Raw genomic sequence first — 25,747 nt, 5'->3', positions numbered from 1 at the left:
CATAGGGTCGGCCCATGACCGAACCCGGTGATCCGGTCCCGGCTGCGCCGGGTACCAATGATGGTGTCGATCTGACGGACCCGACCGAGGGAGCCTCGGTCGCGCCGCAGTCGATCGGAGCACCACTGGTGGTGCTGGACCAGGTGAACAAGTTCTTCGGCCCGCTGCACGTGCTGCAAGACATCAATCTCACCGTCAACTCCGGCGAGGTCGTGGTCGTGATCGGGCCGTCCGGCTCGGGCAAGTCGACGCTCTGCCGAGCGATCAACCGACTGGAAACGATCAAGGACGGGGCGATCTCCATCGACGGCAAGCCCTTGCCGAGCGAGGGTCGTGATCTGGCGCGGCTGCGGGCCGACGTCGGGATGGTGTTCCAAGCGTTCAATCTCTTTGCGCACAAGACGATCCTGGAGAACGTCACCCTCGGTCCGATCAAGGTCCGGCGGATGCCGAAGGCGAAGGCCGTGGCTCGCGCGCAGGAGCTGCTCGACCGGGTCGGCGTCGGCAACCAGGCCGACAAATATCCGGCCCAACTCTCCGGTGGCCAGCAACAGCGGGTGGCGATCGCCAGGGCGCTGGCCATGGAGCCGAAGGTGATCTTGTTCGACGAGCCGACCTCGGCGCTCGATCCGGAGATGGTCAACGAGGTGCTCGAGGTGATGGTCGATCTGGCCCGGCAGGGCATGACCATGATCGTCGTCACGCACGAGATGGGCTTCGCCCGGAAGGCGGCGAACCGGGTGATCTTCATGGCCGACGGCACGATCGTCGAAGAGGCCGACCCGGAGACGTTCTTCACCTCACCGCAGAGCGATCGCGCCAAGGATTTCCTGGGCAAGATCCTGACTCACTGATCAACGCACACACAAATCAACATCGGCCCGTTCCGGCCGGTGAAGCTGGAGGGAAACGATGAAGATCAAGAAAGCCATTGTGGCGATCGTGGCCAGTCTCGGGATGGCCGCGGCCTTCGCCGGCTGTGTCAACGACACCACCGCCAATCCTGGCGGAGGCACCGATCCGAGCGCCGGTGGCGGCGGCAAGGTGACCATCGGGATCAAGTTCGACCAGCCGGGTCTCGGCCTGAAGGTCGGCGAGGACTACACCGGCTTCGACGTCGAGGTGGCGCGGTACGTGGCCAAGGAGCTCGGCTACACCGACATCGAGTTCAAGCAGTCGCCGAGCGCTCAGCGGGAGACCCTGCTGCAGAGCGGTCAGGTGGACATGATCTTCGCGACCTATTCGATCACCGATGACCGCAAGCAGAAGATCTCCTTCGCCGGGCCGTACTTCATCGCCGGTCAGGGCCTGCTGGTCCGCGCCGACAACACCGACATCACCGGCCCGGAGACGCTGAACGGCAAGAAGCTCTGCTCGGTCACCGGCTCGACCCCGGCCGAGAAGATCAAGAAGGACTACGCCCAGCAGGTCCAGCTGCAGGAGCTCGACACGTACTCCAAGTGCGTCGAGGCGCTGAACGCCGGTCAGGTCGACGCGGTCACGACCGATGACGTGATCCTCGCCGGCTTTGCCGCGCAGGAGCAGTACAAGGGCAAGCTGAAGACCGTGGGCAAGCCCTTCACCGAGGAGCGTTACGGCGTCGGCATCAAGAAGGGCAACGTCGAGCTCTGCACGAAGATCAACACCGCCGTGGAGAAGATGATCTCCGACGGCGCCTGGAAGAAGGCGCTGGCCGACACCGTCGGTGACGCGTTCACGCCGGACGAGACGAAGAACCCGCCGAAGCCGGACGCCTGTTCCTGATCTTCGGCCGATGGCCCGCCGGGTTCCGGCGGGCCATCGCCTTCGACAACCGCAACTCGCTCGCAACTGATCGGTGGTGATCCGTGGGTGACCTGATCGACCTGTTGGGCAAGTACGACGTCCTCGGTGCCTTCTTCATGACGATCAAGCTCACCCTGGGTGGCGCGGTCGGATCCTTGATCATCGGGACCGTGGTGGCGATCTGCCGGGTCTCCCCGGTGCCGGTCCTCCGGGCCATCGGCACCTCCTACGTGACGCTGATCCGCAACACTCCGCTCACCTTGATCGTGTTCTTCTGCCTGTTCGGGCTGGTGAACACGTTGCGGCTTCAGTTCGCCGACCCGAGCTCGCCCACCTCGTTGAACGACACCACCTTCCGGTTGGGCCTGCTGGCGCTGTCGGTCTATCACGCGTCGTTCGTGGCGGAGGCGTTGCGCAGCGGCATCAACACGGTGCCGCCGGGGCAGGCCGAGGCGGCCCGCTCGATCGGGCTCGGCTTCGTGCCGACCCTGACCTCGATCGTGCTGCCGCAGGCGTTCCGCGGAGCCGTCGCGCCCCTCGGCAACACCCTGATCGCGCTGACCAAGAACACCACTGTGGTGGCGACCATCGGCGTCGCCGAGTCCGCGTACGTGATGCGCGGGATGATCGAGTTCGACGGTTCCAAGCTCTTCCTGATCTTCTTCATCATGGCGGCCGGGTTCGTGATCTTGACCCTGCCGCTCGGCATCTTGTTCACCTGGATGTCCCGACGTCTGGCGGTGCAGCGATGAGCGGAGCTCCCACGGTCCTGTTCGACGTCCCCGGACCGAAGGCCCGGGTCCGGCACCGGATCATCGGCGCCGTCGCCCTGGTGCTGCTGGTGCTCGCCGTCGTCATGGTCGCCCTCGGCCTGGCGAACCCGGAGAACAACCAGTTCGCGCCGGAGAAGTGGAATCCCTTCCAGCTCCGCAGCACCTGGACCGCCTACATCCTGCCGGGGCTCCTGAACACGCTGCTGGCCGCGGTCACCGCCGTCGTGTTGTCGATCATCGCCGGGGTGCTGCTCGGTCTCGGCCGACTCGCCCCCAACCGCGTGGTGCGGTTCCTCTGTGGCGTGTTCGTGGAGTTCTTCCGGGCCGTGCCGGTGCTGATGATGATGCTGTTCAGCTTCTATCTCGGGCTGTACGTGTTTCAGTTCACCGGCCCCGGCGGGCTGTTCTTCGGCGTCGTCTCCGGTCTGTTCTTCTACAACGCCTCCGTGATCGCGGAGCTGGTCCGGTCCGGGGTCGGCTCACTCCCCCGCGGTCAGCGCGAGGCCGGGCTGGCGATCGGCATGACCGAGGGCCAGACGCTGTTCAGCATCCAACTGCCGCAGGCGATCACGGCCATGCTGCCGTCGATCGTCAGCCAGCTCGTGGTCATCCTCAAGGACACCGCGCTCGGCACCTGGATCACCTACACCGACCTGTTGCAGCAGGCCAGCAACCTGGGCTCGGCGTACGCCAACACGATCCCGTCGCTGATGGTGGTCGCGGTGATGTACATCGTGATCAACTACGCGCTGACCTGGGTCGCCCGCTGGCTCGAACGCCGGCTGAAGGCCTCGGGTCGTGGGCCGCGGCGCCGCCCGGAGGCGGGTGTGGCCGGACCGGCCGACCCGGCCCCGGCCGAGCCCGTCACCGCCGGTACGGCGGAGAAGTAGACGCCACTCTCGCCGACTTGTTCAGGTGGGCTCAGCGGGCGGTTTCGGTGGCGCGGGACTCGCGGACCACGGTGATCCGGATCTGGCCCGGGTAGCTCAGTTCTTCCTCGACCTGCTTGGCGATGTCGCGGGCGAGCACCTGGGCGGCGATGTCGTCGACCGTCTCGGGGGCGACCATGACCCGGACCTCTCGACCGGCCTGCATCGCGAACACCTTGTCCACGCCGTCGTGGGCGGCGGCGATCTGTTCCAGCCGCTCCAGTCGCTGCACGTAGGCCTCGACGCTCTCCCGCCGGGCGCCGGGCCGGCCGCCGCTGATCGCGTCGGCAGCCTGGGTCAGCACGGCCTCGACTGTGTGCGGCTCGACCTCGTTGTGATGCGCCTCGATGGCGTGCACGATGTCGGGATGTTCGCCGTACTTGCGGGCGAGCTCGGCGCCGACCAGGGCGTGTGATCCCTCGGCCTCGTGGGTCAGTGCCTTGCCGATGTCGTGCAGGAAGGCGGCCCGGCGGCAGGTCGCGATGTCGAGCCGGAGCTCCGCGGCCATCAGGCCGGCGACGTGGGCGCTTTCGATCAGGTGCTTGAGTACGTTCTGCCCGTACGACGTCCGGAACTTGAGGGTGCCGAGGATCGGCACCAGGGCCGGATGCAGATCGGAGATGCCGACCTCCGCCAACGCGTCCTCGGCGGCGCGCAGGCACTGCTCATTGATCTTGGCCTTGCTCCGTTCGTGGACCTCTTCGATCCGGGCCGGGTGGATCCGGCCGTCGGCGACGAGGTCGGTCAGGGTGAGCCGGGCCATCTCCCGCCGGACCGGGTCGAAGCAGGACAGCAGCACCGACTCCGGGGTGTCGTCGATCATCACGTTGACCCCGGTGACCTGTTCGAAGGTGCGGATGTTGCGCCCTTCGCGGCCGATGATCCGGCCCTTCATCTCGTCGCCGGGCAGATGGATCGCGGTCACCACCGATTCCGACGTCTGCTCCGAGGCGACCCGCTGGATCGCTCCGACGATGATGTTCTGGGCTCGAGCTTCGGCCTCGCGCGCCGCCTCCCGCTCGATCTCCCGGGTGACGATCACGGACTGGCGCTTCGCCTCGGCCTCGACCGTGGCGACCAGCTCAGCCTTGGCCTCCTCCGCGCTGAGACCGGCGATGCGTTCCAGGGCGGCGGTCTGCTCGGCGCCCGCCTCGGTCAGCCGGCGCTGCTCGGCCTTCAGTTCGGTCCGCAACTGATCAAGCTGATGCGACCGCTCGTCGGTCTGCCGGGCTTCGGCATCGAGCCGCTCCTCCCGGTCGCCGAGTCGCTGTTCGCGCCGCTCGAGCTCGAGCCGCTGGTCCTTCAGCTCGGCCCGTCGGGCCCGAAGATCATCTTCGACTCCGGCACGTTGGGTCTTGGCCAGCTCGAGCAGGTCGTCGGCCTTGGCCCGGACCTGGTCGCGATAGGACCGGGCGTCCTCGCGCACCTGCTCCGCCCAGGACTCGGCTCGGGCCGATGCGGCCTGAGCCGCCTCGTTGGCCGCGGCCTGAGCCGCCTCGTTCGCCGCGACGAGGGAGGCCTCGTTCGCGGCCGACCGGGCGGTGCGGTCGGCCTCGGCGGCGCGGGCACCGGAGCGTCGCAGCACGATCGCGGCGACGATCACAGCCGCGATGAGGATCACCAGTCCGGCGAGTACCAGGAACTCGAAGGCCCCCATGTCGCACTCCCCTCTCCACGCTGACGCGTGGGCTCGGCGAGGGATGCTGCGAATCCGGCCGGATCAAGGGCAGGCTGCCGCGAGCTGCGGTTATGCCACGGGAAAGACCCTCAATCAGACCTCGCTCCAGGAGCGACCTTGAAACGTCATTTCATCATTCACCGTGCGCTCGCCGGCGCGTGGTGTTTCATTCATATCGATCAAGCGTGCAGTTCAACCCTCCCTGGCAGCGTAGGTCTGCTCCCGATGGGGGTCAAGCGTGGTCGGGACGCGCGTCGGCCCGTCGCCGGGGGTCGCGATCACAGCCCCGATCGGCCTCATTGAATCGTGCCTGGTCGGGTCCGGATCGGGATCCGGATCAGTCGGACAGCACCTCGCCCAGCACTTGGGAGGTCACGTGGGACGGGAAGCCGCGCCGCGCCAGGGCACCGGCGAGTCGCCGATACCGGACCTGCGGCTCGAGCCTGGACATCGACCTGACCTTCTTCTCGGCCAGGGCCCGGGCCGCGTTGAGCTCGTCCTCGTCGTCGACCCCGGCCAGGGCGTCGTCGATGTCGTCCCGGTCGACGCCCTTGGTGATCAACTCCCGCTTGATCGCCGAACGGGACAGCTGACGCCGGCTCTGCCGGGATTCGACCCAGTCCTGGGCGAAGCTCCGGTCGTCGACGAGGCCGACCTCCTCCATCCGGTCGAGGACGGCGTCGGCCGCTTCGACCGGGACGTCGCGGTCGGCCAGCGCCTTCGCCAGCTCCTGCCTGGTCCGGGCCTGGCCGGTGAGCTTGCGCAGCACGATCGTCCGCGCCAGCCCCTCGGGATCCGCTTCCGGTCCGTCGTGCCGGTCGTCCGGTTCATCGGTCCGGCGGCGCCGGCCCGATCGGCCCTTCGCTGAGCGGCCCGAGCCGGTCCGCGGTCGGCCCGGCGCCGCCTGGTCCGAGGGTTCGGCCGGGACTCCGGCTTGCCCTTCGACAGGCTCAGGGAGCGAACGGGGCGGCTGTTCCACGGTCGCAGGGAACGGACTGGTTTGCCCTTCGACAGGCTCAGGGGACGAGACTGCCTGCCCGTCGCCGGACTCAGGGGACAAGACTGCCTGCCCTTCGCCGGACTCAGGGGACGAGACTGCCTGCCCGTCGCCGGACTCAGGGGGTGATGGTGCCAGCTCCGGGACGGTCCGAGAGCGCTGGTCGGCGCCACCCTCGGACCCGTCCGGATCCAGCCCACGAGACTCCAGCCACTCCCTGGCCTGTTGGACCGGGTTGTCGGCGGGAGTCAACTCAGAACTCCACCTCGCCGGTCACCGGGTCAACGCCGGCCGGCACGTCGGTCGCCGGTTCGTCGACCTGGGCGCCGATTCCGAGCTTCTCCTTGATCTTCTTCTCCAGCTCGTTGGCCAGGTCGGGATTGCTGCGCAGGTAGCCGCGGGCGTTTTCCCGGCCCTGCCCCAGCTGGTCGGCCTCGTAGGTGAACCAGGCACCGGCCTTCCGGATCAGCCCGGCCTCGACACCGAGGTCGATCAGGCCGCCCTCGCGGCTGATCCCCTGCCCGTACAGGATGTCGAACTCGGCCTGCTTGAACGGCGGCGCGACCTTGTTCTTCACGACCTTGACCCGGGTCCGGTTGCCGACCATCTCCTGGCCGTCCTTCAGGGTCTCGATCCGGCGGACGTCGAGCCGGACGGAGGCGTAGAACTTCAGCGCCTTACCGCCGGTCGTCGTCTCCGGCGAACCGAACATGACGCCGATCTTCTCGCGCAGCTGGTTGACGAAGATCGCGGTGGTGCCGGCTCCGCTGAGCGCGCCGGTCATCTTCCGCAGCGCCTGGCTCATCAGCCGAGCCTGCAGGCCGACGTGGCTGTCGCCCATCTCGCCCTCGATCTCGGCCCGGGGCGTCAGCGCCGCCACCGAGTCGATCACGATCAGGTCGAGCGCGCCGGACCGGACCAGCATGTCGGCGATCTCCAGCGCCTGCTCGCCGTTGTCCGGCTGGCTGACCAGCAACGCGTCGGTGTCGACGCCGAGCTTCGACGCGTAGTCCGGGTCGAGCGCGTGCTCGGCGTCGATGAAGGCGCAGATGCCGCCGGCCGCCTGAGCGCTGGCGATGGCGTGCAGCGTGAGCGTCGTCTTACCGCTGGACTCCGGACCGTAGATCTCGACGATCCGGCCGCGCGGCAGCCCGCCGATGCCGAGGGCGACGTCGAGGGAGATCGAGCCGGTCGGGATGATCTCGATCGGGGCCCGCACCTCGTCGCCGAGGCGCATCACGGTGCCCTTGCCGTGCTGTCGCTCGATCTGGGAGAGAGCAGCCTCGAGGGCCTTCTCCCGGTCCTTGCTGGCCGGACCCGAGATGTCCCGGTTCTTGGTGGCTGGTGGCATGGTGATCTCTCCTTCGAACCCGCTGGATTCCCTCGAACCCCGGGCCACTTTCCGCTGTCGTTGGTGGTCTTCGTGTCCGGACTCTAAACAGAACCGCTGACAGTGGTTCAGCGTTTCGCAAACCTGTGGACGGGGCGAAAAACTTGTGCCCCTCGGTGGATAACTTAGGCGAACACACGTTCGAACGGCCACTCGACACGCCGTCCTCGGCCAGAGGTCGGATTCCTTCAAGCCACCACGCGCCGGGACCGCCAGGCTGAGGGCATGACGACAGCATCCACGTTCTCGATCGCGGCCGGTACGGTCGCCGAATCCCTGCGCGCCATCGACCGACTGGACCCGGCCGCCCCGACCCCGTGTCAGGACTGGGACGCCGCCGCGCTGATCAACCACTTCACCGGAACCGCCGGTGCCCTCGGCCGGATCGGCTGGGGTCACCCGCTCGATCCCGACCACCCCTGGGGTCAGGGTGATCACGCCGCGGCCGGGGACTGGAGCGGCCGGCTGGCCGAGGCGGTCGACGGGCTGGGCACGGCCTGGTCCCGGCCCGACGCCTGGCACGGCAGCGTCAGCTTCGGCGGCAGCGAGATGACGGCCGAGGCGGTGGGCCAGATGGCGTTCGCCGAGGCGTTGTTGCACGGCTGGGACCTGACCCGGACCGCCGGGCAGCCGCTGACCGTCCCGGACGAGATCGGGGCCGAACTGCTCCGGCTCGTCGCTGTGACCGCCGAACTCGGCCGGACGATGGGCGCGTACGGCCCGGAGGTGCCGGTGGCCGGCGATCGCCCGACGTTCGACCGCGCCCTCGGCCTGGCCGGCCGGGATCCGGACTGGGCCGGCTGACCCGCCACCGGCCCGAGATCCGCGCTGAGATTCCTCCGCTGACACCGACGATTCCGGTCCCGATCGGACGGTCTGGACGGGCATGAGCCAGAATCCCGAACCCAGCTCCGCCCGTTCGCGTCCCGCCTCGCTTCGGTGGAGCACCGCCCAGACCTGGGCGGCGATCGGCGCGGAGCGCGCCGCGCTCGCTGCCGACCTGACCGGACTCGCCGCGGCGCAGTGGCGGCAACCGACGCTCTGCGATCGCTGGTCCGTCGAGGAGGTCGTAGCCCACCTCACGGCCGGGGCCAGCACCACCGGGCCGGCCTGGATCCGCAGCGTGATCGCGGCCCGGTTCGACTTCGCCCGGCACAACGACGCCCGGCTGGCCGAGCAGCTCGGCGACACTCCGGCCGAAACCCTGCGCCGGTTCCGGGCGGCGGCCGGGTCTCGGCGCGCTCCGTTCGGCACGCCGGCCCTGGGCTGGCTCGGCGAGACCGTCATCCATGCCCACGACATCCGCCGGCCGCTCGGTATCGACAGCCCGACACCGGTGTCCGCCCTCACCGAGCTGGCCCGGTTCCTGGCCCGGACCGACTTCACCGTCGCCAGCCGGACGACCGCCAAGGGGCTTCGACTGACGGCGACCGACGGACCGTTCGACACCGGCACCGGGCCACGGGTCGGCGGGACCACGCTAGCCCTGACGATGGTGCTGGCGGGCCGGGTCGCCTTCGCCGACGAGCTGGCCGGGCCCGGGCTGGACACGCTGCGGGCCCAGTGCCTCGCGGCGACGTAATTGGCGCGCGTCCCGGGCCGGGCTGACCTATCGTGATCAAGCCTGCCTTTCGTGATCAAGGAAGGCTGTCGATCGGAAGGAGCCGCCAGCGATGACACAGCATCGCGCCACCTGTTGAGAGGGGACGGCGCCCAAGCCGGTGAGACGAGATGACACCTACCGGTGGCCATCGGCACGAGCTGATGGACAGTGGTCAGGACAAACCCAGCAAACCTGACAGAGGTTCGGATCCGCACGCCGTGCGGTGAAGCAGGAACCGGAAGTAATCGCCCAACCATCGGGCGGTGAATCGAGTCACTCTCTCCTCAAGCCCGGTGCCCCGCCAGGGGAAGAACACACGGAACCCTCCGCCTTCGCAGTCGTATTTCTTCGACCGCGGAGAGCAGGAATGTCGCGCAGTAGCGAAAACCAGTCCTTCACGTGCGTGCACTGCGGTGATCACGTGACCCCACTCTCGAACGGGAGCTATCGCAACCACTGCCCGGGCTGTCTGTGGTCCCGGCATGTCGACGCCGAGACGCCCGGTGATCGGGCCGCCACCTGTGGCGGTCCGATGGCACCGCTGCACCTCGTCCAGCCACGGAGCAAGGGGATCGCGCTCCGGCACCGCTGCCTCTGGTGCGGCGCCGGATCCACCAACCGGGTGGCGTCGGACGATCCGAGACAGCCTGATTCGATCACGGCGATCGCCGAGCTCCAGGCCCGAGGTCGGATGATGATCACCTGAGCCAGGTCGCATGCCCTACCGTCTCCGGGGTGATCATCTATCTCATCGTCGGCCTGCCCGGAGCCGGGAAGACCACGCGAGCCAAGGAGTTGGAGGTCAGCGAGTCCGCACTCCGGCTGACCCCCGACGAGTGGCAGCAGGCGATCTTCCACGGCGACGATCCGGGGCGTTGGCGTTCGCAGGAGCGCGTCGACCATCGGTTGCAGATCGAGGGAAAACTGCTGGAGGCCGGGCTGCGCGCGGCGCGGTTGGGCATCACGGTGATCTTCGATTTCGGCTTCTGGAGCAAGGACGAGCGCTCGGCGCTGCGCTGGATCGCGGGCGCCCTCGGCCACCGCGCGCAGGTCGTCTATCTGCCGATCGACTACGAAGAACAGCGCCGGCGTATCAGCCATCGCTACGAGACCCTGCCGGGCCAGTTCAAGATGACCGACATCGAGCTTGAGGGCTGGCACCTGCGGTTCGAAGCGCCGGATCAGGAGGAGCTGCAGGGAGACGTCATTCCCGATGCCCCGCCGGGCCATGCGACGTGGGCGCATTGGGCGTCCGACCGCTGGCCGTCGCTGCCCGCCTGGCGTTGATGATCGAATTTCCACCGGCCGGCGAAGGTCACCCGGGGCGCGATGATCAGAACTTCGTGGCGTAGTAGCGCTGATCGGCGGTGATCATCCAGAACATCGCGGCGCCGTCGGCCTCGGCCCGGCGATCGGTGTCGGCCGGGTACGGCTGCTCGTCGCGCCGCTGGTCCAGGCCGATCAGGGCGAACGGCAGTAGCGCCTCCGCCTTCTTGATCGTGATCGAGTCGGTCGGTTTGACGGTGATCCGGACCTCGCCGCACTGGTGCCCCGCCTCCGGCAGGCTTCCCGGCCGGTAGTCGGGGCGGCTCTGGAACTTCGTCCAGTACTCCTGATCGATGTGGGCCAGCGTGCGCCAGGTTGCCGTACAGCCCAGCTCGTCCAACCGACGGCTGAGTGTCTGCAGGGCCTCGCTCACGTCGTCGAGCTCGGCCGCCGGCACCAGCAGGGATCGGAGCACGGAGCACTCGTGGGCGTACTTGTCCTTGATCTTCCAGTTGTTCTGACCGGTGTGACAGCCGTCGTACCGGGCCTGAGCGATCGGCTCCCGATCGCCCTGCACCTCGGCCAGGGCCCGATCGATCGCGCTCCAGGACCGCGCCCGCTCCTCCACCGCCTTCGCCCCGTCGGGCTCGAACGGCTCCGGGCCGCAGCCGGCGACCAGCAGCGCGACGGCGATGACGGCGATCCCGAACCGAGTTCCACGCAGGGTCATCCGGTCAGTATCGCGGACTGCCGGTTCGTCACCGCGGATCCGCCGACTGGTGCACGCCGGGCCGGTAGCCGGCCCGGATCGTCTCGACCGTCGACCGCGGGGTCAGCACCCGGACCGGTCCGGTGAACGCCTCCCGCCGTTCGGTGTAGCCGGCCGGCGTCCAGCGGTGCAGCCTCCCGTGCTGCCACAGCCAGCACTCGTCCTGCCAACGGACGAACACCCCGTCGGGCAGTCGGGCGAGCTCGGCCGCGAACGTGCTCCGGGTGCCGTCGTGGAGCAGCCGCTGCGGATGCAGGATCCGGTCGAGCCCGTCGGCCGACGGCGCGGCCGGGAGTTCGTGCGCCGCCGTCCAGGCCGTACGGAAGCGCTGATAGTCCGCGTGCCGGCACTCGGCGCACGGCCGATGCCCGGCGGCCAGCGCGACCGCCTCGTCGAGGAAGAACAGCTCGGTGTAGCGACGTGGCCGCAGGATCGGCCGCCGCCGGCCACGGAACTCCAGCACACAAACGATCCAGCGGCGGACCTGGTGCCGCCGGACCAGGGTCAGCTCGTCGTCGTGCAGCACGCCTCGATTGCCGTACAGGATGCCGCGGTGCTCGGTCGCGAACAGCTCACCGGTGGGATCCACCCGGTTGCGCAACGGCCGCGGCAGCCGGTCCGGCCCGCTCTCTGCGGTCATCCACCCAGTCCAGCACGGCCGGCCACGTCGGGCTGGCGGGTTCGCGCCATCGCGGTCGCCGATCGCGCGACGGTCAGCGCTCCCGGGCCGGCAGCTCGAGGTCGGCCCAGACCGCGCGCCAGATCAGCTTCGCCCGTTCGCCGTCGTCGAGGGCCTGTTGGACGGTGCGGCCGTCGAGCACGGCCAGGCTGTGCTCGGCCGCCCAGACGCGGGCATAACCCTCGCCGAGGTGGCGGTTCAGCCGGGCCCAGAGTTCGGTCTCTTTCATCCCGGGCGACCCTACCCGCCGCCGCTGACGATCTTGCAGTCGATCGAGTAGTAGCGCTCCCGGTCGTCGCTGTGGCTGAAGATCATTCCCGCGGCCTCCATCACCCGGCACGAGGCGGGGTTGTCCAGGTTCGCGCTGCCGTCGACCCGCTGCGCGCCGGACCGGCGGGCGAGCTCGAGCACCGCGAGCAGCGCCTCGGTCGCGTAGCCGTGGCCGCGGGCGTCCGGGACCAGGCCGTAGCCGACCGTCGTGGCGCCCTGGTCGTCGAGGGGGTGGTTGAATCCGACCCCGCCGATCGGCACGCCGGTGTCGCGGAGCCGCAGTTCGTACGCGCCGAAGGGCTGTGGGTCGCCGGCGGCCCGGCAGTGCTGGACGAAATCGACCGCGGCCTCGACATCGGCGGGGCTCGGATAGCCGGAGCCGTCCGGAGCGGCTGCGATGATCGCCAAGGCTTCGTCCTCGGTGAGCGGATGCAGGATGAGCCGTTCGGTCAGCAGATCTGCCACGCCATCAGCCTAGGCCCGCGCGTCCCGGCGCCAGGCATGCGGCGACACACCATGATCACGACGGAACACCCGGCTGAAGTAGCCGGGATCGGTGAAGCCGGCCCGACCGGCGATCGCGGCCACCGGCAGGGTGGTCTCGGCCAGCAGTCGGCGGGCCTCGATCATCCGGCGCTCGGTGATCCACTGCTGCACGGTGCGGCCGGACTTGCGCCGGACCACGGTGGTCAGGTGGGCCGGCGTCACCGCCACGGCGGCGGCGACGTCGCGGAGCGAGATCGGCTCGCCGAAGCGGGTCTCGATCAGGTCGAAGACGTCGGCCAGCAACGGCTCGTCCCGGAGCCGGAGCCCGCCCGGGATGTCGGCCGCGAGCCGCCGCACCTCGACCAGCAGCAGGGTCAGCCGGGCCAGCGCCGCCTCGGCGAAGCCATCCCGCCGCTCCCGGAGCTCACGCTCCAACTCCCGGAAGTGGCCGACCAGCCGCTCCCGTTCGGGTTCGGGCACCGGGATCCGCTGGATGCCGCCGCCGGGGCGGACGAACGGCGCCAGCAACGGATGATCACGCCAGGCCCGCAGCGCGTCGGGATCGATCGCGTCCGGCGGGAAGAACGCGGTCCAGGTCTCGACCGGGCCGGGGCCGGCCGTCGCCCGGTCGATGTCGATCACCTCGGTCGGCGCGACCAGGAACAGGTCGCCGGGCCGCAGTCGCCAGTCCCGGGTGTTGAGCCGGACGGTGCCCGTACCGGCGACCACGAAGCCGAGCACCAGGAAGTCGTGCGCATGCGGCACGGCCTGCGCCGGCACCGCCGAGTGGTCCTGCCGGAACACCATCACCGGCGGCACGCCGGGGATCCGGCGGTAGCCGAACACCGGGGCACCAGCGATCCGCCGTCCGGTGTCGTGGGATGCGAAAGATCGTCCGGAACTGTCCGGAGATGGTCCATGGTCTCCCGGTCCGGCACCGGGAAGGCTGTCAGCAACCATCCGAAGATCATCCCATGGAGGGACCAGAACGATGCCGGAACAGGTGCACGAACACCGCCACTTCATCCCCGCGATGGGACAGCAGCGGCTGACCGGGCTGTACGACCTCTTCGGCCGCCTGGCCGGCGTGTCGGCCATGCACCGCTACCTCGTCGACCGGGCCGGGATCCCGGCCGACGCCGACGTGCTGGAGATCGGCTGCGGCACCGGCAACCTCGCCCTGCTGGTCAAGCGCCGGCAGTCCGCGGCGACCGTCGTCGGGCTCGATCCGGACCACCTGGCGCTGACCAACGCCCGCCGGAAGTCGGAGCGTCACCGCCTGGACGTGCGATTCGATCATGGTTACGCCGACGAACTGCCCTACCCCGACCGGAGCCAGGACCGGGTGCTGTCGTCGCTGATGTTCCATCACCTGGAGGAGGACGGGAAGGCCCGCGCGTTGAGCGAGGCGCTGCGGGTGCTGCGGCCCGGCGGCGAGCTACACCTGCTGGACTTCACCGGCGGCAGCGGCAGCCGGAGCCGGCGGCTGCCCGAGCGGATCCGGGACAACGCCGACGACCGGATCCCGGAGCGGCTGCGCGCCGCCGGCTTCGTCGACGTGACCCGCACCGGAACCGTCTCGGCCCGCTGGCGGCTCGGCAGCTGCACCACCTTCAGCGGCCGCCGGCCGGCGTGAGCGCTTCATCCGAACCGGTGACGTGATCATGATCGCCGGACCGATCCGGCGGGCACGCTGGGATCATGAACGACGACACGGTGATCATGGTCCGCGAGCTGCGCCGCAGCTATCGCGGCGGCGGCGCCGCCTTCGAGGCGGTCGGCGGCATCGACCTGGAGGTCCGGCGCGGTGAGCTGTACGCCCTGCTGGGCACCAACGGCGCCGGCAAGACCTCCGCGCTGGAGGTGATCGAAGGCCTGGCCCCGGCGACCGGCGGCACGGTCCGGGTGCTCGGGCTCGACCCGTACACCGAGGCGCCGCGGTTACGGCCGCGCCTGGGCATCATGTTGCAGGAGGCGGGATTCTCCGACGACCTGACCGTCGAGGAGACGGCCCGGATGTGGGCCGGCACGCTGACCACGCCCCGACCGGTCGCCGAGGTGCTGGCCGAAGTCGATCTTCAGGATCGCCGCCCGGTGCGGGTCGGATCCCTCTCCGGCGGGGAACGCCGGCGACTCGATCTGGCGCTGGCGCTGCTGGGCGGGCCGGAGGTGCTGTTTCTGGACGAGCCGACGACCGGGCTGGATCCGGAGAGCCGGCACGCGGCCTGGCGGCTGATCCGGCGGCTGCTCGATGCGGGCACGACGATCATGCTCACCACCCACTATCTGGAGGAGGCGGAGCGGCTCGCCGACCGGATCGCGATCATGCAGGGCGGCCGGATCGCCACCGCCGGCACGCTGGCCGAGATCGTCGCGGATCAGCCGGCCCGGATCGAGTTCGATCGGCCGGCGGGCGACCTGCCCCGGCTGCCCGGGGTGAGTCTGAGCGACTCCGGTGCCCGGGTCCTGATCGAGACCGGCCGGTTGCAGGTCACGTTGACCGCATTGCTGCACTGGGCCGGTGACCGGGAGCTGACCGGGCTGTCGGCCCAGTCCGCCTCGCTGGAGCAGACCTTCCTCGCCGTCGCGGGCGGCGGCGCCGGGCGCGCGGCCGCTCCCGTACCAACTGCCGGACGGTCGACGGCCGAGCCGCGGCGGGTCGACACCCAGGAGGTGTCCCGATGAGTCTCGCTCTTGATCTTCGCCGGGTCCGGTCGCTGGCCGGGGCCGAGTCGCGGCTGCTGGTCCGCAACCGGACCGCCCTGGTCAATGTGATCCTGCTGCCGCTGGGCATGGTGGCCCTGTTCGCCACCATCGGCGGTGGCGACGCGCTCGGCGTGACTGTGCTGACCATGATCGCCTGTGCCGGGCTGACCTTCGTCGTCTACTACACCTTGATCACCAGTCTGGTGGCGCGCCGGCAGGATCTGGTGCTGAAACGACTGAAGAGCGGCGAGTCGCCGACCTGGGTGATCATGACCGGGATGGCAGTGCCGCTGCTGATCGTGCTGCTGGCTCAGCTGGTGCTCGGGATCGCCGCGGCGGCCGCGATCGGTGACCTGTCGACCATGATCAATCCGGTGCTGCTGCCGATCGCGCTGATCCTCGGCACGGCGACCTGGACCCTGCTGGCGATCGCCTCGACGAGCTTCACCCGGACCGTCGAGGCGGCCCAGATCACCACCCTCCCGATGATCTTCGTGCCCCTCTTCCTCTCCGGGATCAGCATCCCGTTGCAGTTCCTGCCCGAGCTGCTGCAACAGATCGCCCAGTTCCTGCCGCTGTCGCCGGTGGTCGAGCTGTTCCGGCTCGGCCTGACCGGTGCCGGTGCGGACGGAGCCCGGTTGAGCCTGCCGGAGACGTTCCAGGCGGCGATCCGCCCGGTGCTGATCATGCTGGGCTGGATCGTGGTCGGCGCCGTCTGGGCCCGGCGCTCGTTCCACTGGGATCCGCGTCGGTGACCGGCCCGGCCGACGGCGGATGAAAGGCTGTTCCGGTGAGGTTGACCATCAGACCGTGGCGGGCGCGCTCCCAGGCGGAGCGGGTCGAGGCGTACACGATCTGGTCGCTCTATCCGATGTCGGCCATGCCGCCACTCGTCTACGTCCTGCAACTCCTGGCCGGCCGACCCGAGGGCTGGCTGCCCTGGCTGATCCTGCTGCCGTTCGTCGGGCACACGGCACTGTGCGTGGCCATGTTGTACCGGGTGTTGTCCGGGCGCCCGGTCGACCGGCGTCTCGCGGTCGTCCAGGTCGCGGTGGCGATCCCGCTGCTGCTCGCCCTGGGCGCGACCCGGGGGCCGGTGACCGACGGCTTCCTCTCCGCCCCGACGCTGGCCCAGGCCCTGGTGGTCACCGGCACGGCGGTCAGCTGGGCCCCGGCGCTCGGCATCCGGGCCCTGGTCGTGGTCGGCCTGGTCGACACCGTGGTGCTGATGCTGCTGCAGGTGCACCTCGGTGTCGGGCTGGCCCTGGCTCTCGGGCTCCCGCTCGGGTTCTGGTGCCTGGTCTGGATCTCGGTGTACGGGACGTCGTCCTGGGTGCTGCGGGTGGTCCGCGAGCTGGATCAGGCCCGCGGGACCGCGGCCCGGCTCGCCGTCGCCGAGGAGCGACTGCGGTTCTCCCGGGACCTGCACGACGTGTTCGGCCGGGTGCTGGCCACGGTGGCCGTGAAGAGCGAACTCGCAGCGGAGCTGGCCACCCGGCGGCCGGCCGACGCCGCGGCGGCCATGTTCGAGGTGCGCCAGCTGGCCCAGGACTCGCTGACCGAGGTGCGGGCCGTGGCCGCCGGCTATCGGCAGGCCGATCTCGGCAACGAGCTCCGGGGTGCGCGGGCGCTGCTCGACTCGGCCGGGATCACCTGCTCCGTGCTCGGCGAGGACCTGACTCTGTCGGAGTCGGTCCGGACCGCGTTCGGCTGGGCGGTCCGGGAGGCGGTGACCAACGTGATCCGTCACTCGGCCGCGACCGAGTGCACCATCTCGGTCTCCCGGGCCGCCGCCTGGTCGCGCCTGGAAGTGATCAACAACGGAGTCACCGCCGAGCCCTCCGGCGAAGGCTCCGGCCTGGCCGGACTGGCCGAGCGGCTGGTCCCGCTCGGTGGCCGGCTGGAGGCACGCCGGGCCAACGACACCTTCACCCTGCTGGTGACCCTGCCGAACGAGGACGGATCATGATCACCGTACTGCTGGCCGACGACGAGAACCTGATCCGCGACGCCGTCGCGGCGCTGCTCGGTCTGACCGAGGATCTCGAGGTGATCGCCCAGGCCGCGTCCGGCCCCGAGGCCCTGGCCGCCGCCGCGAAACACCGTCCCGACGTCGCCGTGCTGGATCTGCAGATGCCCGGCCTGGACGGGATCGAGACCGCCCGCCGGCTGGCCACCGAGCAGCCCGGCTGCGGCATCGTGATCGTCACCAGCCACGGCCGGCCCGGCTATCTCAAGTCCGCCCTGAGCGCCGGGGTGCGCGGCTTCGTACCGAAGACGACGTCGGCCAAGACCCTGGCCGAGGTGATCCGGACCGTCGCCGCCGGCGGCCGCTACGTCGACTCCGATCTGGCCGCCGACGCCATCGCGGCCGGTGAGTCGCCGCTGTCCGCGCGTGAGGCCGACGTATTGGAGTTGGCGGCCGAGGGCGCCGAGGTCGAGGAGATCGCCGAGCGGACCCACCTGTCGGTCGGCACCGTCCGCAACTATCTGTCCTCGGCCACCTCCAAGATCGGTGCCGCCAACCGCCACGACGCGATCGCCGTCGCCCGCCGCCACGGCTGGATCTAGTGCCGCGTGCCCGGATCCGCGGCGTCGCGATTCCTGTTCGGGCTGGGCGGCCAGGGTGTTCGTTCCCCGAGCCTGCCGGCTTGTTCGTTCCCTGAGCCTGTCGAAGGGCAAGCCGGGCTGTGTCCCCTCCGGTTTCGGCCTGACGGCCGGAAGGACGCGCCAAAGGACGGGCGGGTCATGGCGGTCCGTGGATTGGCGGCCGGGTCAGGAGTGCGGAAGTCGCCACAGGTAGAGAAATAGTCCAGTCAGGGCCGAGTCGGCGGGTCGTTTGTCACCACAGGTAGAGAAACGCTCCAGTCAGGGCCGTGTCGGCGGGTCGTTTGTCGCCACAGGTGGAGAAATGTCCGGTCCGGGGTGGCCTGCGACCTTGAGGTCGGCACGGTGTGCGCTGGTCGGTTGGCGGGACCAGCGACTGTGAGGTTTCCCGGCTCGATCGGCACTGAACGGCCGGGAAACGTCACAGTCGATGATCCCGGGGGCAGCGCAACCGAGACCCGGCCGGGATTCCCAGGCGACGCCATGACCCGCCCGTCCTTGGCGCGTCTTTCGGCCGTCGGCCGAAGCCGGAGGGGACCGCCTGGCTTGCCCTTCGACAGGCTCAGGGAACGAACAAGGCGGCAGGCTCAGCGAACGGGATCGTCGACGTACGGGGAGGTGCCGCCGCGGGCGATGAAGCGGTCGATCTCGGTTCGGAGCACGCGCAACGGGACGGAGCCCAGCGACAGCACCTGATCATGGAAATGGCGCAGGTCGAAGGCCGTGCCGAGCTCCTTCTCGGCCCGGGCACGCAGCTCCAGGATCTCCAGCTCACCGAGATAGTAGGCGCAAGCCTGGCCGGGCCAGGCGATGTAGCGGTCCACCTCGGTCACGACCTCGTGCTCACCGATCGCCGTGTTGTCGCGGAGGAAGGCCTGGGCCCGCTCGCGGCTCCAGCCCAGGGCGTGCAGGCCCGGATCGATCACCAGCCGGACCGCGCGCCACATCTGGTAGCAGAGCATGCCCATCAGCTCGTACGGGGTCTCGTAGGTCCCCATCTCGACGCCGAGCCGCTCGGTGTAGAGCGCCCAGCCCTCGCCGTAGGCCGAGATGTACGTCGAGCGTCGGAACTCCGGATGCTGCGTCTGCTCCAGCGCCAGCGGGATCTGGAACGCATGGCCGGGCGCCGCCTCGTGCAGGGTCAGCGCCGGCAGCGAGAAGAGCGGCCGGTCCTGCAGTCCGTACGTGTTGAGGAAGTAGGTGTCGACGCTGCCCCGGCCGAAGGTGTAGAACGGCGCCAGGTCGGGCGACACCTCGACGATGCCGAACCGCTGCCGCGGCACCCGGCCGAAGTAGCGGTGCACCACCGCGTCGAACTTCTTCGCCTGCCAGGTCGCCTCGAGCATCAGGGCCCGCGGCGTGTCGACGTAGAACTGCGGATCGGTCCGCATGAAGGCCAGCAGGGCGTCCACATCGCCGTCGAACCCGGTCTCCTCGGCGATGGCCCGCATCTCGGTCCGCAGCAGGTCGACCTCGCGCAGGCCGATCGCGTGGATCTCCTCCGGGGTCAGCTCCAAGGTGGTGAACTCGCGCAGCTGGGCGAGATAGAAGTCGCGGCCGGCGAGGTCGACCGCGGCGATGGCCTCCGGCAGGTTGGGCAGGTATTCCTCGGTGAGAAACGCCAGCAGGGTACGGAAAGCGGGCTGCACCTGATCACGGACGACGATGACGGCCTCGTCGCGCAAGGCCGTCGCCTCGGGACCGGCCGGCAGCCCATCCAGGGCCTGCACGAACGACAGCGCGGCCGGGTCGCTCGCATCGGCGACGGTGCGCGCGGTGGCCTCGCGGCCGATCATCGTGATCTTCGGCGGACCGAAGCCGCGGCGCAGGCCGGCCCGCATGTTCTCCAGCTGCTGGGCGAGATGATCACTGATGTGCCGCAGCTGGCTCAGCCAGCGCCGACCATGATCGAGATCGGTGATCGGCCGCCGGCCGCGTTCGATCAGGGTGTTCCAGAAGGAGGTGTCGGCGTTGGCCGGAGCCTCGAAGGTGCGGAACCGCTGCTGGTCGATCAGGGTCCGCAATTGATCACGGTAGACCTCGCGGTTGGTCCGCTCCGGCTCCGACAACGCGTCCGGATCGATCGCCTCGACCTCGGCCAGCGTCGCCTGCCAGCGCTCCAGCCGGCGCTGCTGCGCCGCCGGCCCGATGTCGGGCAGGGACGGATCCGGCACCGTCGACCGCCAGGACTGGCCGCCGAGCTCGACCGTGCGCCACTCCCATTCCTCGGTGTAGATCCGCCGCAGCTCGGCGTCGGCCGGTCCGGTGTCAGCTGGGCTGTCGGTCATCACTGCCTTCCCTCGTCCGTCGTTCCCGCTCCCATTCGGCCGGGATGGTCGGCACCGCCGCGAGCAGGGTGCGGGTGTAATCGTGCCGCGGCTCCGCGAAGATCTGGTCCCGCTCCCCTTCCTCGACGATCTTGCCGTCCTGCATCACGCAGACCCGCTGCGCGACCTGCCGGACCACGGCGAGATCGTGGGAGATGAACAGATAACTGAAGCCGAAGTCGTCCTGCAGATCGGACAGCAGCCGCAACACCTGTGCCTGCACCGAGACGTCGAGCGCGGACACCGGCTCGTCGCAGATGATCATCTTCGGGTTGCAGGCGATCGCCCGGGCGATCCCGATCCGCTGCGCCTGGCCGCCGGAGAACTGCGCCGGGTAGCGCCGGGAGTGATCGGGATCGAGGCCGACCCGTTCCATCAGTTCCTTCACCCGGGTGACGGATCCGGCCAGCGTCGAAATGCCCTGATAGCGCAACGGGGCCGACACCAACTCCTCGACGTTCTGCCGCGGATTGAGGCTGGAGTACGGATCCTGGAAGACGAACTGCACGCTGCGCCGAAACTCGCGCAGCGCCGGACCGGTCGCGGTGGTGACGTCCAGGTCTCCCAGCCGGACCCGCCCGGCAGTCACATCGACCAGCCGGCCGACCATCCGCGCCGTGGTCGACTTGCCGGAGCCGGACTCCCCCACCAGGCCGACCGTCTCGGCCTCCCGGACCGTCAGCGTGACGTCGTCGACCGCCCGGAAGTTGCGCCGGCTGGTCAGCACCCGGCCGCGCTGTGACACCCGGAAGTCCTTGATCAGGTTCTCGGCGGCCAAGATCACTGGCCGGACCGTCGGCTCGGTCATCGAGACTCACCCGCCTCGTCGAGGTCGTGCAGGCGCGGCGTGGCGTCGATCAGCATCCGGGTGTAGTCGGCCTGCGGATCGGAGAACAGCTCGCGAGTCGTGCGCAGCTCTTGCTCGACCCCGTGCCGGAGCACCAGCACCCGGTCGGTGACCCGGCTGACCACGGCCAGGTCGTGGGTGATGAACAGCAGGCTGGTCCCGGTGGTCGCCCGGACCTCCTTGATCAACTCCAGCACCTGGGACTGCACGGTCACGTCCAGCGCCGTCGTCGGCTCGTCGGCGATCAGCAGCTCGGGCTCGCAGACCAGCGCCATCGCGATCATGATCCGCTGCCGCATTCCGCCGGAGAACTGGTGCGGATAGTGGTGATAGGTCCGCGCCGGGTCGCGCAGGTGGACCTGTTCCATGGCGGCGATCGCGGCCTGCTTGGCCGCCTGGGCCGAGCCGCCGCGGTGCGCCCGGTAGGCCTCCGCGACCTGATCACCGACCGTGTAGTACGGGTTCAGCGACGACAGCGGATCCTGGAAGATCATCGCGACCCGGTCGCCCCGGATCCGGCGCATGGCCCGGTCGCCCCGGCCGACCAGCTCCACCCCGTCGCCGTGGCCCGAACCGAACAGCTTGATCGATCCGGTGACTTGGGCGTTCGGCGGCAGCAGTCCCATGATCGCCAGCGAGGTCATCGACTTGCCCGAGCCGGACTCGCCGACCAGGCCGAGCGCCTCGCCCGGCGCGACCGCGAAGGTCAGCCCCTCGACGACCGTGGCGATCCCGCCGTCGGCGGTCGGGAACCGGACGGTCAGGTCGGTCACCTCGATCAGGTTTCGCTGCTGCTCGGGATTGATCATCATCGCGACCTCACCCGGATCCGCGGATCGAGCACCGAATAGAGCAGATCGACGACGATGTTGGCGGTGATCACGAAGAACGCCGCGACCAGGGTGAAGCCCATGATCACCGGCTGGTCGTTGGTGCTGATCGCGTCCCGGGCCATCTTGCCGATGCCGTTCAATCCGAACACGGACTCGGTGATCAGGGCCCCTCCCAACAGGGTCGCGACGTCCATCCCGAAGATCGTGATGATCGGCGTCAGCGACGGCCGCAGCACGTGCTTGCCGACCACCTGGACCGGCGGCAGACCCTTGGCCCGCGCGGTCCGGACGTAGTTCTCGCTCAGCGTGTCCAGCACGTTGGTCCGGGTCAGCCGGGTGTACATCGCGGCGTACATCAGGGCCAGCACGATCCACGGCATGATGAAGCTGTCCCACCACAGCGCCGGGTCCTCGACGAACCGGACCGTGGTCGGGAACGGCAGCAGCCCGAGTTGGACCACCAGCACGAACTGCAGCACCAGGGCAACGAAATAGTTGGGCAACGCGATGCCGGCCAGCGCCACCGTGTTGAACGAACGGTCGACCCAACTGCCGGCCCGCAACGCGCTGAGCACGCCGGACAGCAGCCCCCAGATCAGCCAGATGATCGCGGCGCCGACCGCCAGGGTGATCGTCACCTCGATCCGGTCGCCGATCATGGTGCCGACGTTCTGCCCGGACTGGAAGCTGTGCCCGAGGCACGGCGCCGCGCACTGCACCGCGGCGGCACCCTCGCCGTAGCTGCGGCCGACGAACAGCCCGGCCAGGAAGGTCCCGAACTGGATCAGGAACGGCTGATCGACGCCCAACTGCTCGCGAATGGTCGCGATCCGTTCCGGACTGCAGGTCTGGCCGCAGATCAGCACCGCCGGGTCGGGCGAGAGCACGAAGAAGATCGCGTACGTGAACAGGCAGACCCCGAACAGGGTCAGCAGGGCGAAGCCGATCCGGCGCACCAGATAACCGATCATGGCGGCTACACCCCCTCCCGCCGGGCGAAGATCCGTTGTACGTGATCACCGACGACCATGCAGGAGAGCACGGTGCAGGTCAGGAACAGGCCCGGGATGGCGAAGAACATCGGGTTGGTCTGATACCACTGGACGGCGGCGGAGATCATCTGGCCCCAGGACGGATCCGGCGGCCGGACGCCGACGCCGAGGAAGCTCAGCCCGGCTTCGGTGGCGATGAACTGCGGCAACATCAGCGTGGCGATCACGATGATCGTTCCGGACAGGTTCGGGATCACCTCGGCGAAGATGATCCGGGCCCGACCGGCCCCGGAGGCCACTGCCGCCTCGACGAACTCGCGCTGACGTACCGACATCGCCTGGGACCGGACCACCCGGCCCAGCTGCGGCCAGCCGAACAGGCTGAGCACGATGATCAACATCAGCATCCGGTTGGCCTCCGGCACCGCCGACAGGATCGCGATCATAAAGATCAGCGACGGGAAGGCCATCAGGAAGTCCATCACCCGGCCGATCACCTGGTCGACCAGGCCGCCGAAGTAGCCGGCCAGGGTGCCGAGCAGCACCCCGATCGCCGTCGTCACGATCGTCGCCAGCACCGCGATGCTGAGCGAGAACCGTGCCCCGTAAGCGATCCGGGCGAACAGGTCCCGGCCGTTCAGCGGTTCGACGCCGAACCAGTGCTCAGGGCCGATCCCGCCCAGCGGGCCGATCGGCAGGCCGCCCAGGTTCGGATCGATCGCGGTCTCGTCGAACCGGTACGGGTCCTGACCCGAGATCGCCGTCAGCAGCGGGGCGAAGATCGCCATCAGCACCAGCAAGGTCAGGAAGACCAGGCTGATCACCGTCGCCGGCCGGCTGAGCAGTAGTCGGGGCAGCCGGCGGCGCCGAGGGATTCCGTTCCCTGAGCCTGTCGAAGGGTTGTCCTTCGACAGGCTCAGGACGCCGGGAGCGCTCACTGTCGTCAGGAACCGGGGTTCTTCAGTCCGAGCGAGGTCAGATCCACGTAGCCGGTCATCCCGGCGTGGGCGAAGGCGCCGCCGACGTTCGGCCCGATCAGCTGCAGCGGGGTGTCGCGGACCAGCGGCACCACCGGGGCCAGCTCCATGATCTCCTTGTTCAGCTGAGCCACCGAGGCGTTCTGCTCGTCGATGTTGCTCATCTTGGCGATCTCTTCGAACCGCGCGTTGATCTTGGGATCGTTGAGCTGGCTGTTGTTGTTGTTGCCGGTCGGGTAGAGCCGCTTGCCGTCGAACAGCGGTGACAGCAGGGTCTCGCCGGTCTGCCCGCCGCCGCACCAGCCGGTGATCCCGATCTCGTGCTGCTTCGCGGTGGTCTGGATGACCTCGTAGTAGGTGGAGGCGTCGATCACGTTCAGCTTCGCCTCGATCCCGATCTTGGCCAGCGATGCCTGGATCGCCTCCGACTGCGCCTGCCACTTCGGCAGCCCGCGGACGTCCATGGTCACCTTGAAGCCGTCCGCGTGACCGGCCTCGGCCATCAGCTGCTTCGCCTTCTCCACATCACCCTTGTGGTCCGGCGTCGGGAACAGGTCGAACTCCTCCCGGCCGGGCACGGTGGGCAGCAGCATGTCGGTCGCGACCTGGGTCACCTGCGGTCCGCCGGTCACGGTGATCACGCTCTGCTTGTCGATCACGTAGTTGATCGCCTGCCGCACCTTGAGATCGTCGATCGGCTTCTTGGCCATGTTGAGGAACAGATAGAACGTGCAGCTCGGATGATCACGAACCGTGCGCGCCTTCAGCTCCGGCGTCTGGATCTTGGCCAGCGTGGACGGCTGGATCGAGTAGACGCCGACCGCGTTGGCGTCGTCGCCCTGCGCCGCGACCATCCGGTCGTCGACCGTGCTGGCGTCGATGCCGAACAGGAACTCGTACGAATCGGGCAGGGCGGGCCGCACCTCATCGGTGGCCGGGTCCCACTTGTCGTTCCTGATCAAGGTCAGCTGCTCGCCGCGGTCGTAGCTCTCCAGCTTGTACGGCCCCGACGCGATCGGCTTGTCGTCGATCTGCCGGACGTTGGCCACCTTGCCCGCCGGGAAGGGCGTGAACGGCGGCGACATCGCGACCACCGGGAAGTAGGCCACCGGCCGGTTCAGGTGGAAGGTGAGCGTCTTGTCGTCGACCACCTCGATCGAGTCCAGACCCTTGGGATCCTTGTAGATCCCCTTGTAGTCCGAGGCTCCCTCGAGATACTGCACGTGGAAGTCGGAGCCGATCCGCAGCGCCGGGTCCATCGAGCGCTCCAGCCCGTACTTGAAGTCGGCCGCGGTGATCGGCGTGCCGTCCTCGAAGAAGATGTTGTCCTTCAGCGTGTAGGTCCACTCGGTCGCGTCGGCGTTGGGCCGGCCGGTGTCGGTGGCCAGGTCGGGAACGATCTTGGTCCCGCCCTCACCCGGCTCGTTGGCCGGGGTGACCAGCGTGCGGTAGATCAACCGATAGAAGTTGTTCACGCCGCCGTCGTTGCCCATGCTCGGGTCGAGGTGGGAGAACTCCGGCTGGCCGAGCACCCGGATGGTGCCGCCGCGCTTTCCCTCGCCGGTGACGAACGCGTAGCCGTCCTTGTCCAATTGCACGCCGGCGTTGTCGGTGCCGGGCTGCTGGGCGTTGCGCCCGCCGGAGCAACCGGCGAAGAGCAACGTCGCCGCAGCCAGCACTGCGACGACGCGGGGGGTGAAGCGCATCTCTCGTCCTCCTGGGGTGCCGGGGGTTCCGGGGTAGCTTAAGCGGTTCAATCCGCCGCGTCATCGAGTTACCCGCGATTGAAACTCAGTGTCCGTTTCCCACCACCAGGATCTGTGTAAACTCATG

Annotated in this window: 27 protein-coding genes; 13 read left to right on the top strand and 14 right to left on the bottom strand. The window is 69.2% G+C overall.

Features of this window, described 5'->3' with window-relative positions; all coding sequences use genetic code 11:
- Window positions 1–14: 14 nt before the first annotated feature.
- The 4 genes from FNH24_RS17195 (at window position 15) to FNH24_RS17180 (ending at window position 3,448) form a co-directional block, all read left to right on the top strand.
- Window positions 15–854 (top strand): amino acid ABC transporter ATP-binding protein, encoded by an 840-nt coding sequence (locus FNH24_RS17195; protein ID WP_152363450.1) that lies wholly within the window; start codon window positions 15–17, stop codon window positions 852–854.
- A 58-nt stretch (window positions 855–912) separates the two neighbouring features.
- On the top strand, window positions 913–1,764 hold the full coding sequence (locus tag FNH24_RS17190) for a glutamate ABC transporter substrate-binding protein (protein ID WP_152363449.1): 852 nt from the start codon (window positions 913–915) through the stop codon (window positions 1,762–1,764).
- 83 nt (window positions 1,765–1,847) lie between these two features.
- Window positions 1,848–2,537 (top strand): amino acid ABC transporter permease, encoded by a 690-nt coding sequence (locus FNH24_RS17185; RefSeq protein WP_217428283.1) that lies wholly within the window; start codon window positions 1,848–1,850, stop codon window positions 2,535–2,537.
- Entirely contained in the window at window positions 2,534–3,448 is a 915-nt protein-coding gene (locus FNH24_RS17180; protein WP_152363448.1) for an amino acid ABC transporter permease, read from the top strand. Before FNH24_RS17185 ends, FNH24_RS17180 begins: the two co-directional genes overlap by 4 nt.
- Window positions 3,449–3,479: 31 nt before the next feature.
- Here FNH24_RS17180 and rny read toward each other — a convergent pair whose 3' ends face one another.
- The 3 genes from rny to recA form a co-directional block, all read right to left on the bottom strand.
- Window positions 3,480–5,144, bottom strand: a complete 1,665-nt coding sequence (gene rny / locus FNH24_RS17175) for a ribonuclease Y (protein WP_152363447.1) — start codon at window positions 5,142–5,144, stop codon at window positions 3,480–3,482.
- Between the two features lie 358 nt (window positions 5,145–5,502).
- Window positions 5,503–6,144: a regulatory protein RecX gene (locus FNH24_RS17170; RefSeq protein ID WP_161606170.1), complete on the bottom strand. Its 642-nt coding sequence runs from the start codon at window positions 6,142–6,144 to the stop codon at window positions 5,503–5,505.
- A gap of 271 nt (window positions 6,145–6,415) precedes the next feature.
- Window positions 6,416–7,513, bottom strand: a complete 1,098-nt coding sequence (gene recA / locus FNH24_RS17165) for a recombinase RecA (RefSeq protein ID WP_152363445.1) — start codon at window positions 7,511–7,513, stop codon at window positions 6,416–6,418.
- A 264-nt stretch (window positions 7,514–7,777) separates the two neighbouring features.
- Here recA and FNH24_RS17160 point away from each other — a divergent pair, with 264 nt between their 5' ends.
- The 4 genes from FNH24_RS17160 (at window position 7,778) to FNH24_RS17145 (ending at window position 10,442) form a co-directional block, all read left to right on the top strand.
- Window positions 7,778–8,356 carry a TIGR03086 family metal-binding protein gene (locus FNH24_RS17160; RefSeq protein WP_152363444.1) on the top strand — a complete coding sequence of 193 codons (579 nt, stop codon included), beginning with the start codon at window positions 7,778–7,780 and terminating at the stop codon, window positions 8,354–8,356.
- Between the two features lie 82 nt (window positions 8,357–8,438).
- On the top strand, window positions 8,439–9,134 hold the full coding sequence (locus FNH24_RS17155) for a maleylpyruvate isomerase family mycothiol-dependent enzyme (protein ID WP_152363443.1): 696 nt from the start codon (window positions 8,439–8,441) through the stop codon (window positions 9,132–9,134).
- A 388-nt stretch (window positions 9,135–9,522) separates the two neighbouring features.
- Complete coding sequence (locus FNH24_RS17150; RefSeq protein ID WP_152363442.1) at window positions 9,523–9,861, top strand: RNHCP domain-containing protein; 339 nt, start codon at window positions 9,523–9,525, stop codon at window positions 9,859–9,861.
- A gap of 29 nt (window positions 9,862–9,890) precedes the next feature.
- Complete coding sequence (locus FNH24_RS17145) at window positions 9,891–10,442, top strand: P-loop nucleotide/nucleoside kinase family protein (protein WP_152363441.1); 552 nt, start codon at window positions 9,891–9,893, stop codon at window positions 10,440–10,442.
- 46 nt (window positions 10,443–10,488) lie between these two features.
- Here the strand turns inward: FNH24_RS17145 and FNH24_RS17140 are convergent, their stop codons facing one another.
- From FNH24_RS17140 to FNH24_RS17120, 5 genes are all read right to left on the bottom strand, one after another.
- Complete coding sequence (locus FNH24_RS17140) at window positions 10,489–11,151, bottom strand: hypothetical protein (protein ID WP_152363440.1); 663 nt, start codon at window positions 11,149–11,151, stop codon at window positions 10,489–10,491.
- 28 nt (window positions 11,152–11,179) lie between these two features.
- Complete coding sequence (locus FNH24_RS17135; RefSeq protein WP_152363439.1) at window positions 11,180–11,830, bottom strand: hypothetical protein; 651 nt, start codon at window positions 11,828–11,830, stop codon at window positions 11,180–11,182.
- A gap of 73 nt (window positions 11,831–11,903) precedes the next feature.
- Entirely contained in the window at window positions 11,904–12,098 is a 195-nt protein-coding gene (locus FNH24_RS17130; RefSeq protein WP_152363438.1) for a DUF3046 domain-containing protein, read from the bottom strand.
- An 11-nt stretch (window positions 12,099–12,109) separates the two neighbouring features.
- The gene (locus tag FNH24_RS17125) at window positions 12,110–12,604 is read right to left on the bottom strand and encodes a GNAT family N-acetyltransferase (RefSeq protein ID WP_152363437.1); all 495 of its coding nucleotides are present in this window, start codon (window positions 12,602–12,604) and stop codon (window positions 12,110–12,112) included.
- A 9-nt stretch (window positions 12,605–12,613) separates the two neighbouring features.
- Window positions 12,614–13,471 carry an AraC family transcriptional regulator gene (locus FNH24_RS17120; protein ID WP_217428281.1) on the bottom strand — a complete coding sequence of 286 codons (858 nt, stop codon included), beginning with the start codon at window positions 13,469–13,471 and terminating at the stop codon, window positions 12,614–12,616.
- Window positions 13,472–13,616: 145 nt separating this feature from the next.
- Here FNH24_RS17120 and FNH24_RS17115 point away from each other — a divergent pair, with 145 nt between their 5' ends.
- The 5 genes from FNH24_RS17115 (at window position 13,617) to FNH24_RS17095 (ending at window position 17,902) form a co-directional block, all read left to right on the top strand.
- The gene (locus FNH24_RS17115) at window positions 13,617–14,261 is read left to right on the top strand and encodes a class I SAM-dependent methyltransferase (RefSeq protein ID WP_152363435.1); all 645 of its coding nucleotides are present in this window, start codon (window positions 13,617–13,619) and stop codon (window positions 14,259–14,261) included.
- A 65-nt stretch (window positions 14,262–14,326) separates the two neighbouring features.
- Window positions 14,327–15,310: an ABC transporter ATP-binding protein gene (locus FNH24_RS17110; protein ID WP_152363434.1), complete on the top strand. Its 984-nt coding sequence runs from the start codon at window positions 14,327–14,329 to the stop codon at window positions 15,308–15,310.
- Complete coding sequence (locus FNH24_RS17105; protein WP_152363433.1) at window positions 15,307–16,086, top strand: ABC transporter permease; 780 nt, start codon at window positions 15,307–15,309, stop codon at window positions 16,084–16,086. Before FNH24_RS17110 ends, FNH24_RS17105 begins: the two co-directional genes overlap by 4 nt.
- Window positions 16,087–16,121: 35 nt before the next feature.
- A complete protein-coding gene (locus FNH24_RS17100) occupies window positions 16,122–17,300 on the top strand; it encodes a sensor histidine kinase (protein ID WP_152363432.1) in 1,179 nt (392 codons plus the stop codon).
- On the top strand, window positions 17,297–17,902 hold the full coding sequence (locus FNH24_RS17095; protein WP_152363431.1) for a response regulator transcription factor: 606 nt from the start codon (window positions 17,297–17,299) through the stop codon (window positions 17,900–17,902). Before FNH24_RS17100 ends, FNH24_RS17095 begins: the two co-directional genes overlap by 4 nt.
- Before the next feature lie 623 nt (window positions 17,903–18,525).
- On the opposite strand, the gene FNH24_RS17090 is transcribed toward FNH24_RS17095, so the two are convergent.
- The 6 genes from FNH24_RS17090 to FNH24_RS17065 are packed head-to-tail and all read right to left on the bottom strand — an operon-like array spanning window position 18,526 to window position 25,620.
- Window positions 18,526–20,226, bottom strand: coding sequence for a DUF885 domain-containing protein (locus FNH24_RS17090; protein ID WP_152363430.1), 1,701 nt, complete (start codon window positions 20,224–20,226; stop codon window positions 18,526–18,528).
- A complete protein-coding gene (locus FNH24_RS17085; protein ID WP_152363429.1) occupies window positions 20,207–21,073 on the bottom strand; it encodes an ATP-binding cassette domain-containing protein in 867 nt (288 codons plus the stop codon). Before FNH24_RS17085 ends, FNH24_RS17090 begins: the two co-directional genes overlap by 20 nt.
- Complete coding sequence (locus FNH24_RS17080) at window positions 21,070–21,924, bottom strand: ABC transporter ATP-binding protein (RefSeq protein WP_152363428.1); 855 nt, start codon at window positions 21,922–21,924, stop codon at window positions 21,070–21,072. Before FNH24_RS17080 ends, FNH24_RS17085 begins: the two co-directional genes overlap by 4 nt.
- A complete protein-coding gene (locus FNH24_RS17075; RefSeq protein WP_152363427.1) occupies window positions 21,921–22,916 on the bottom strand; it encodes an ABC transporter permease in 996 nt (331 codons plus the stop codon). The genes FNH24_RS17080 and FNH24_RS17075 overlap by 4 nt, the downstream gene beginning before the upstream one ends.
- A 5-nt stretch (window positions 22,917–22,921) precedes the next feature.
- Window positions 22,922–23,875 carry an ABC transporter permease gene (locus FNH24_RS17070; protein WP_246186945.1) on the bottom strand — a complete coding sequence of 318 codons (954 nt, stop codon included), beginning with the start codon at window positions 23,873–23,875 and terminating at the stop codon, window positions 22,922–22,924.
- A 5-nt stretch (window positions 23,876–23,880) separates the two neighbouring features.
- Complete coding sequence (locus FNH24_RS17065) at window positions 23,881–25,620, bottom strand: ABC transporter substrate-binding protein (protein ID WP_152363426.1); 1,740 nt, start codon at window positions 25,618–25,620, stop codon at window positions 23,881–23,883.
- Window positions 25,621–25,747 lie beyond the last annotated feature (127 nt).

The sequence above is a fragment of the Microlunatus speluncae genome (assembly GCF_009299835.1).
In the GTDB taxonomy this organism is placed as follows: Bacteria; Actinomycetota; Actinomycetes; order Propionibacteriales; family Propionibacteriaceae; genus Microlunatus; species Microlunatus speluncae.
The sequence above is the reverse complement of the archived record's forward strand: the minus strand, read 5'-3'. Positions and strand labels throughout refer to the sequence as shown.

What these genes read in the sequence shown, in the direction of transcription:
- FNH24_RS17095 (WP_152363431.1), top strand. Translation starts at nt 17,297, where the DNA reads ATGATCACCGTACTGCTGGCCGACGACGAGAACCTGATCCGCGACGCC.
- FNH24_RS17140 (WP_152363440.1), bottom strand. Translation starts at nt 11,151, where the DNA reads ATGACCCTGCGTGGAACTCGGTTCGGGATCGCCGTCATCGCCGTCGCG.
- FNH24_RS17105 (WP_152363433.1), top strand. Translation starts at nt 15,307, where the DNA reads ATGAGTCTCGCTCTTGATCTTCGCCGGGTCCGGTCGCTGGCCGGGGCC.
- FNH24_RS17190 (WP_152363449.1), top strand. Translation starts at nt 913, where the DNA reads ATGAAGATCAAGAAAGCCATTGTGGCGATCGTGGCCAGTCTCGGGATG.
- FNH24_RS17195 (WP_152363450.1), top strand. Translation starts at nt 15, where the DNA reads ATGACCGAACCCGGTGATCCGGTCCCGGCTGCGCCGGGTACCAATGAT.
- FNH24_RS17180 (WP_152363448.1), top strand. Translation starts at nt 2,534, where the DNA reads ATGAGCGGAGCTCCCACGGTCCTGTTCGACGTCCCCGGACCGAAGGCC.
- FNH24_RS17080 (WP_152363428.1), bottom strand. Translation starts at nt 21,924, where the DNA reads ATGATGATCAATCCCGAGCAGCAGCGAAACCTGATCGAGGTGACCGAC.
- recA (WP_152363445.1), bottom strand. Translation starts at nt 7,513, where the DNA reads ATGCCACCAGCCACCAAGAACCGGGACATCTCGGGTCCGGCCAGCAAG.
- FNH24_RS17075 (WP_152363427.1), bottom strand. Translation starts at nt 22,916, where the DNA reads ATGATCGGTTATCTGGTGCGCCGGATCGGCTTCGCCCTGCTGACCCTG.
- FNH24_RS17110 (WP_152363434.1), top strand. Translation starts at nt 14,327, where the DNA reads ATGAACGACGACACGGTGATCATGGTCCGCGAGCTGCGCCGCAGCTAT.
- FNH24_RS17155 (WP_152363443.1), top strand. Translation starts at nt 8,439, where the DNA reads ATGAGCCAGAATCCCGAACCCAGCTCCGCCCGTTCGCGTCCCGCCTCG.
- FNH24_RS17160 (WP_152363444.1), top strand. Translation starts at nt 7,778, where the DNA reads ATGACGACAGCATCCACGTTCTCGATCGCGGCCGGTACGGTCGCCGAA.
- rny (WP_152363447.1), bottom strand. Translation starts at nt 5,144, where the DNA reads ATGGGGGCCTTCGAGTTCCTGGTACTCGCCGGACTGGTGATCCTCATC.
- FNH24_RS17085 (WP_152363429.1), bottom strand. Translation starts at nt 21,073, where the DNA reads ATGACCGAGCCGACGGTCCGGCCAGTGATCTTGGCCGCCGAGAACCTG.
- FNH24_RS17130 (WP_152363438.1), bottom strand. Translation starts at nt 12,098, where the DNA reads ATGAAAGAGACCGAACTCTGGGCCCGGCTGAACCGCCACCTCGGCGAG.
- FNH24_RS17135 (WP_152363439.1), bottom strand. Translation starts at nt 11,830, where the DNA reads ATGACCGCAGAGAGCGGGCCGGACCGGCTGCCGCGGCCGTTGCGCAAC.
- FNH24_RS17065 (WP_152363426.1), bottom strand. Translation starts at nt 25,620, where the DNA reads ATGCGCTTCACCCCCCGCGTCGTCGCAGTGCTGGCTGCGGCGACGTTG.
- FNH24_RS17090 (WP_152363430.1), bottom strand. Translation starts at nt 20,226, where the DNA reads ATGACCGACAGCCCAGCTGACACCGGACCGGCCGACGCCGAGCTGCGG.
- FNH24_RS17150 (WP_152363442.1), top strand. Translation starts at nt 9,523, where the DNA reads ATGTCGCGCAGTAGCGAAAACCAGTCCTTCACGTGCGTGCACTGCGGT.
- FNH24_RS17115 (WP_152363435.1), top strand. Translation starts at nt 13,617, where the DNA reads ATGCCGGAACAGGTGCACGAACACCGCCACTTCATCCCCGCGATGGGA.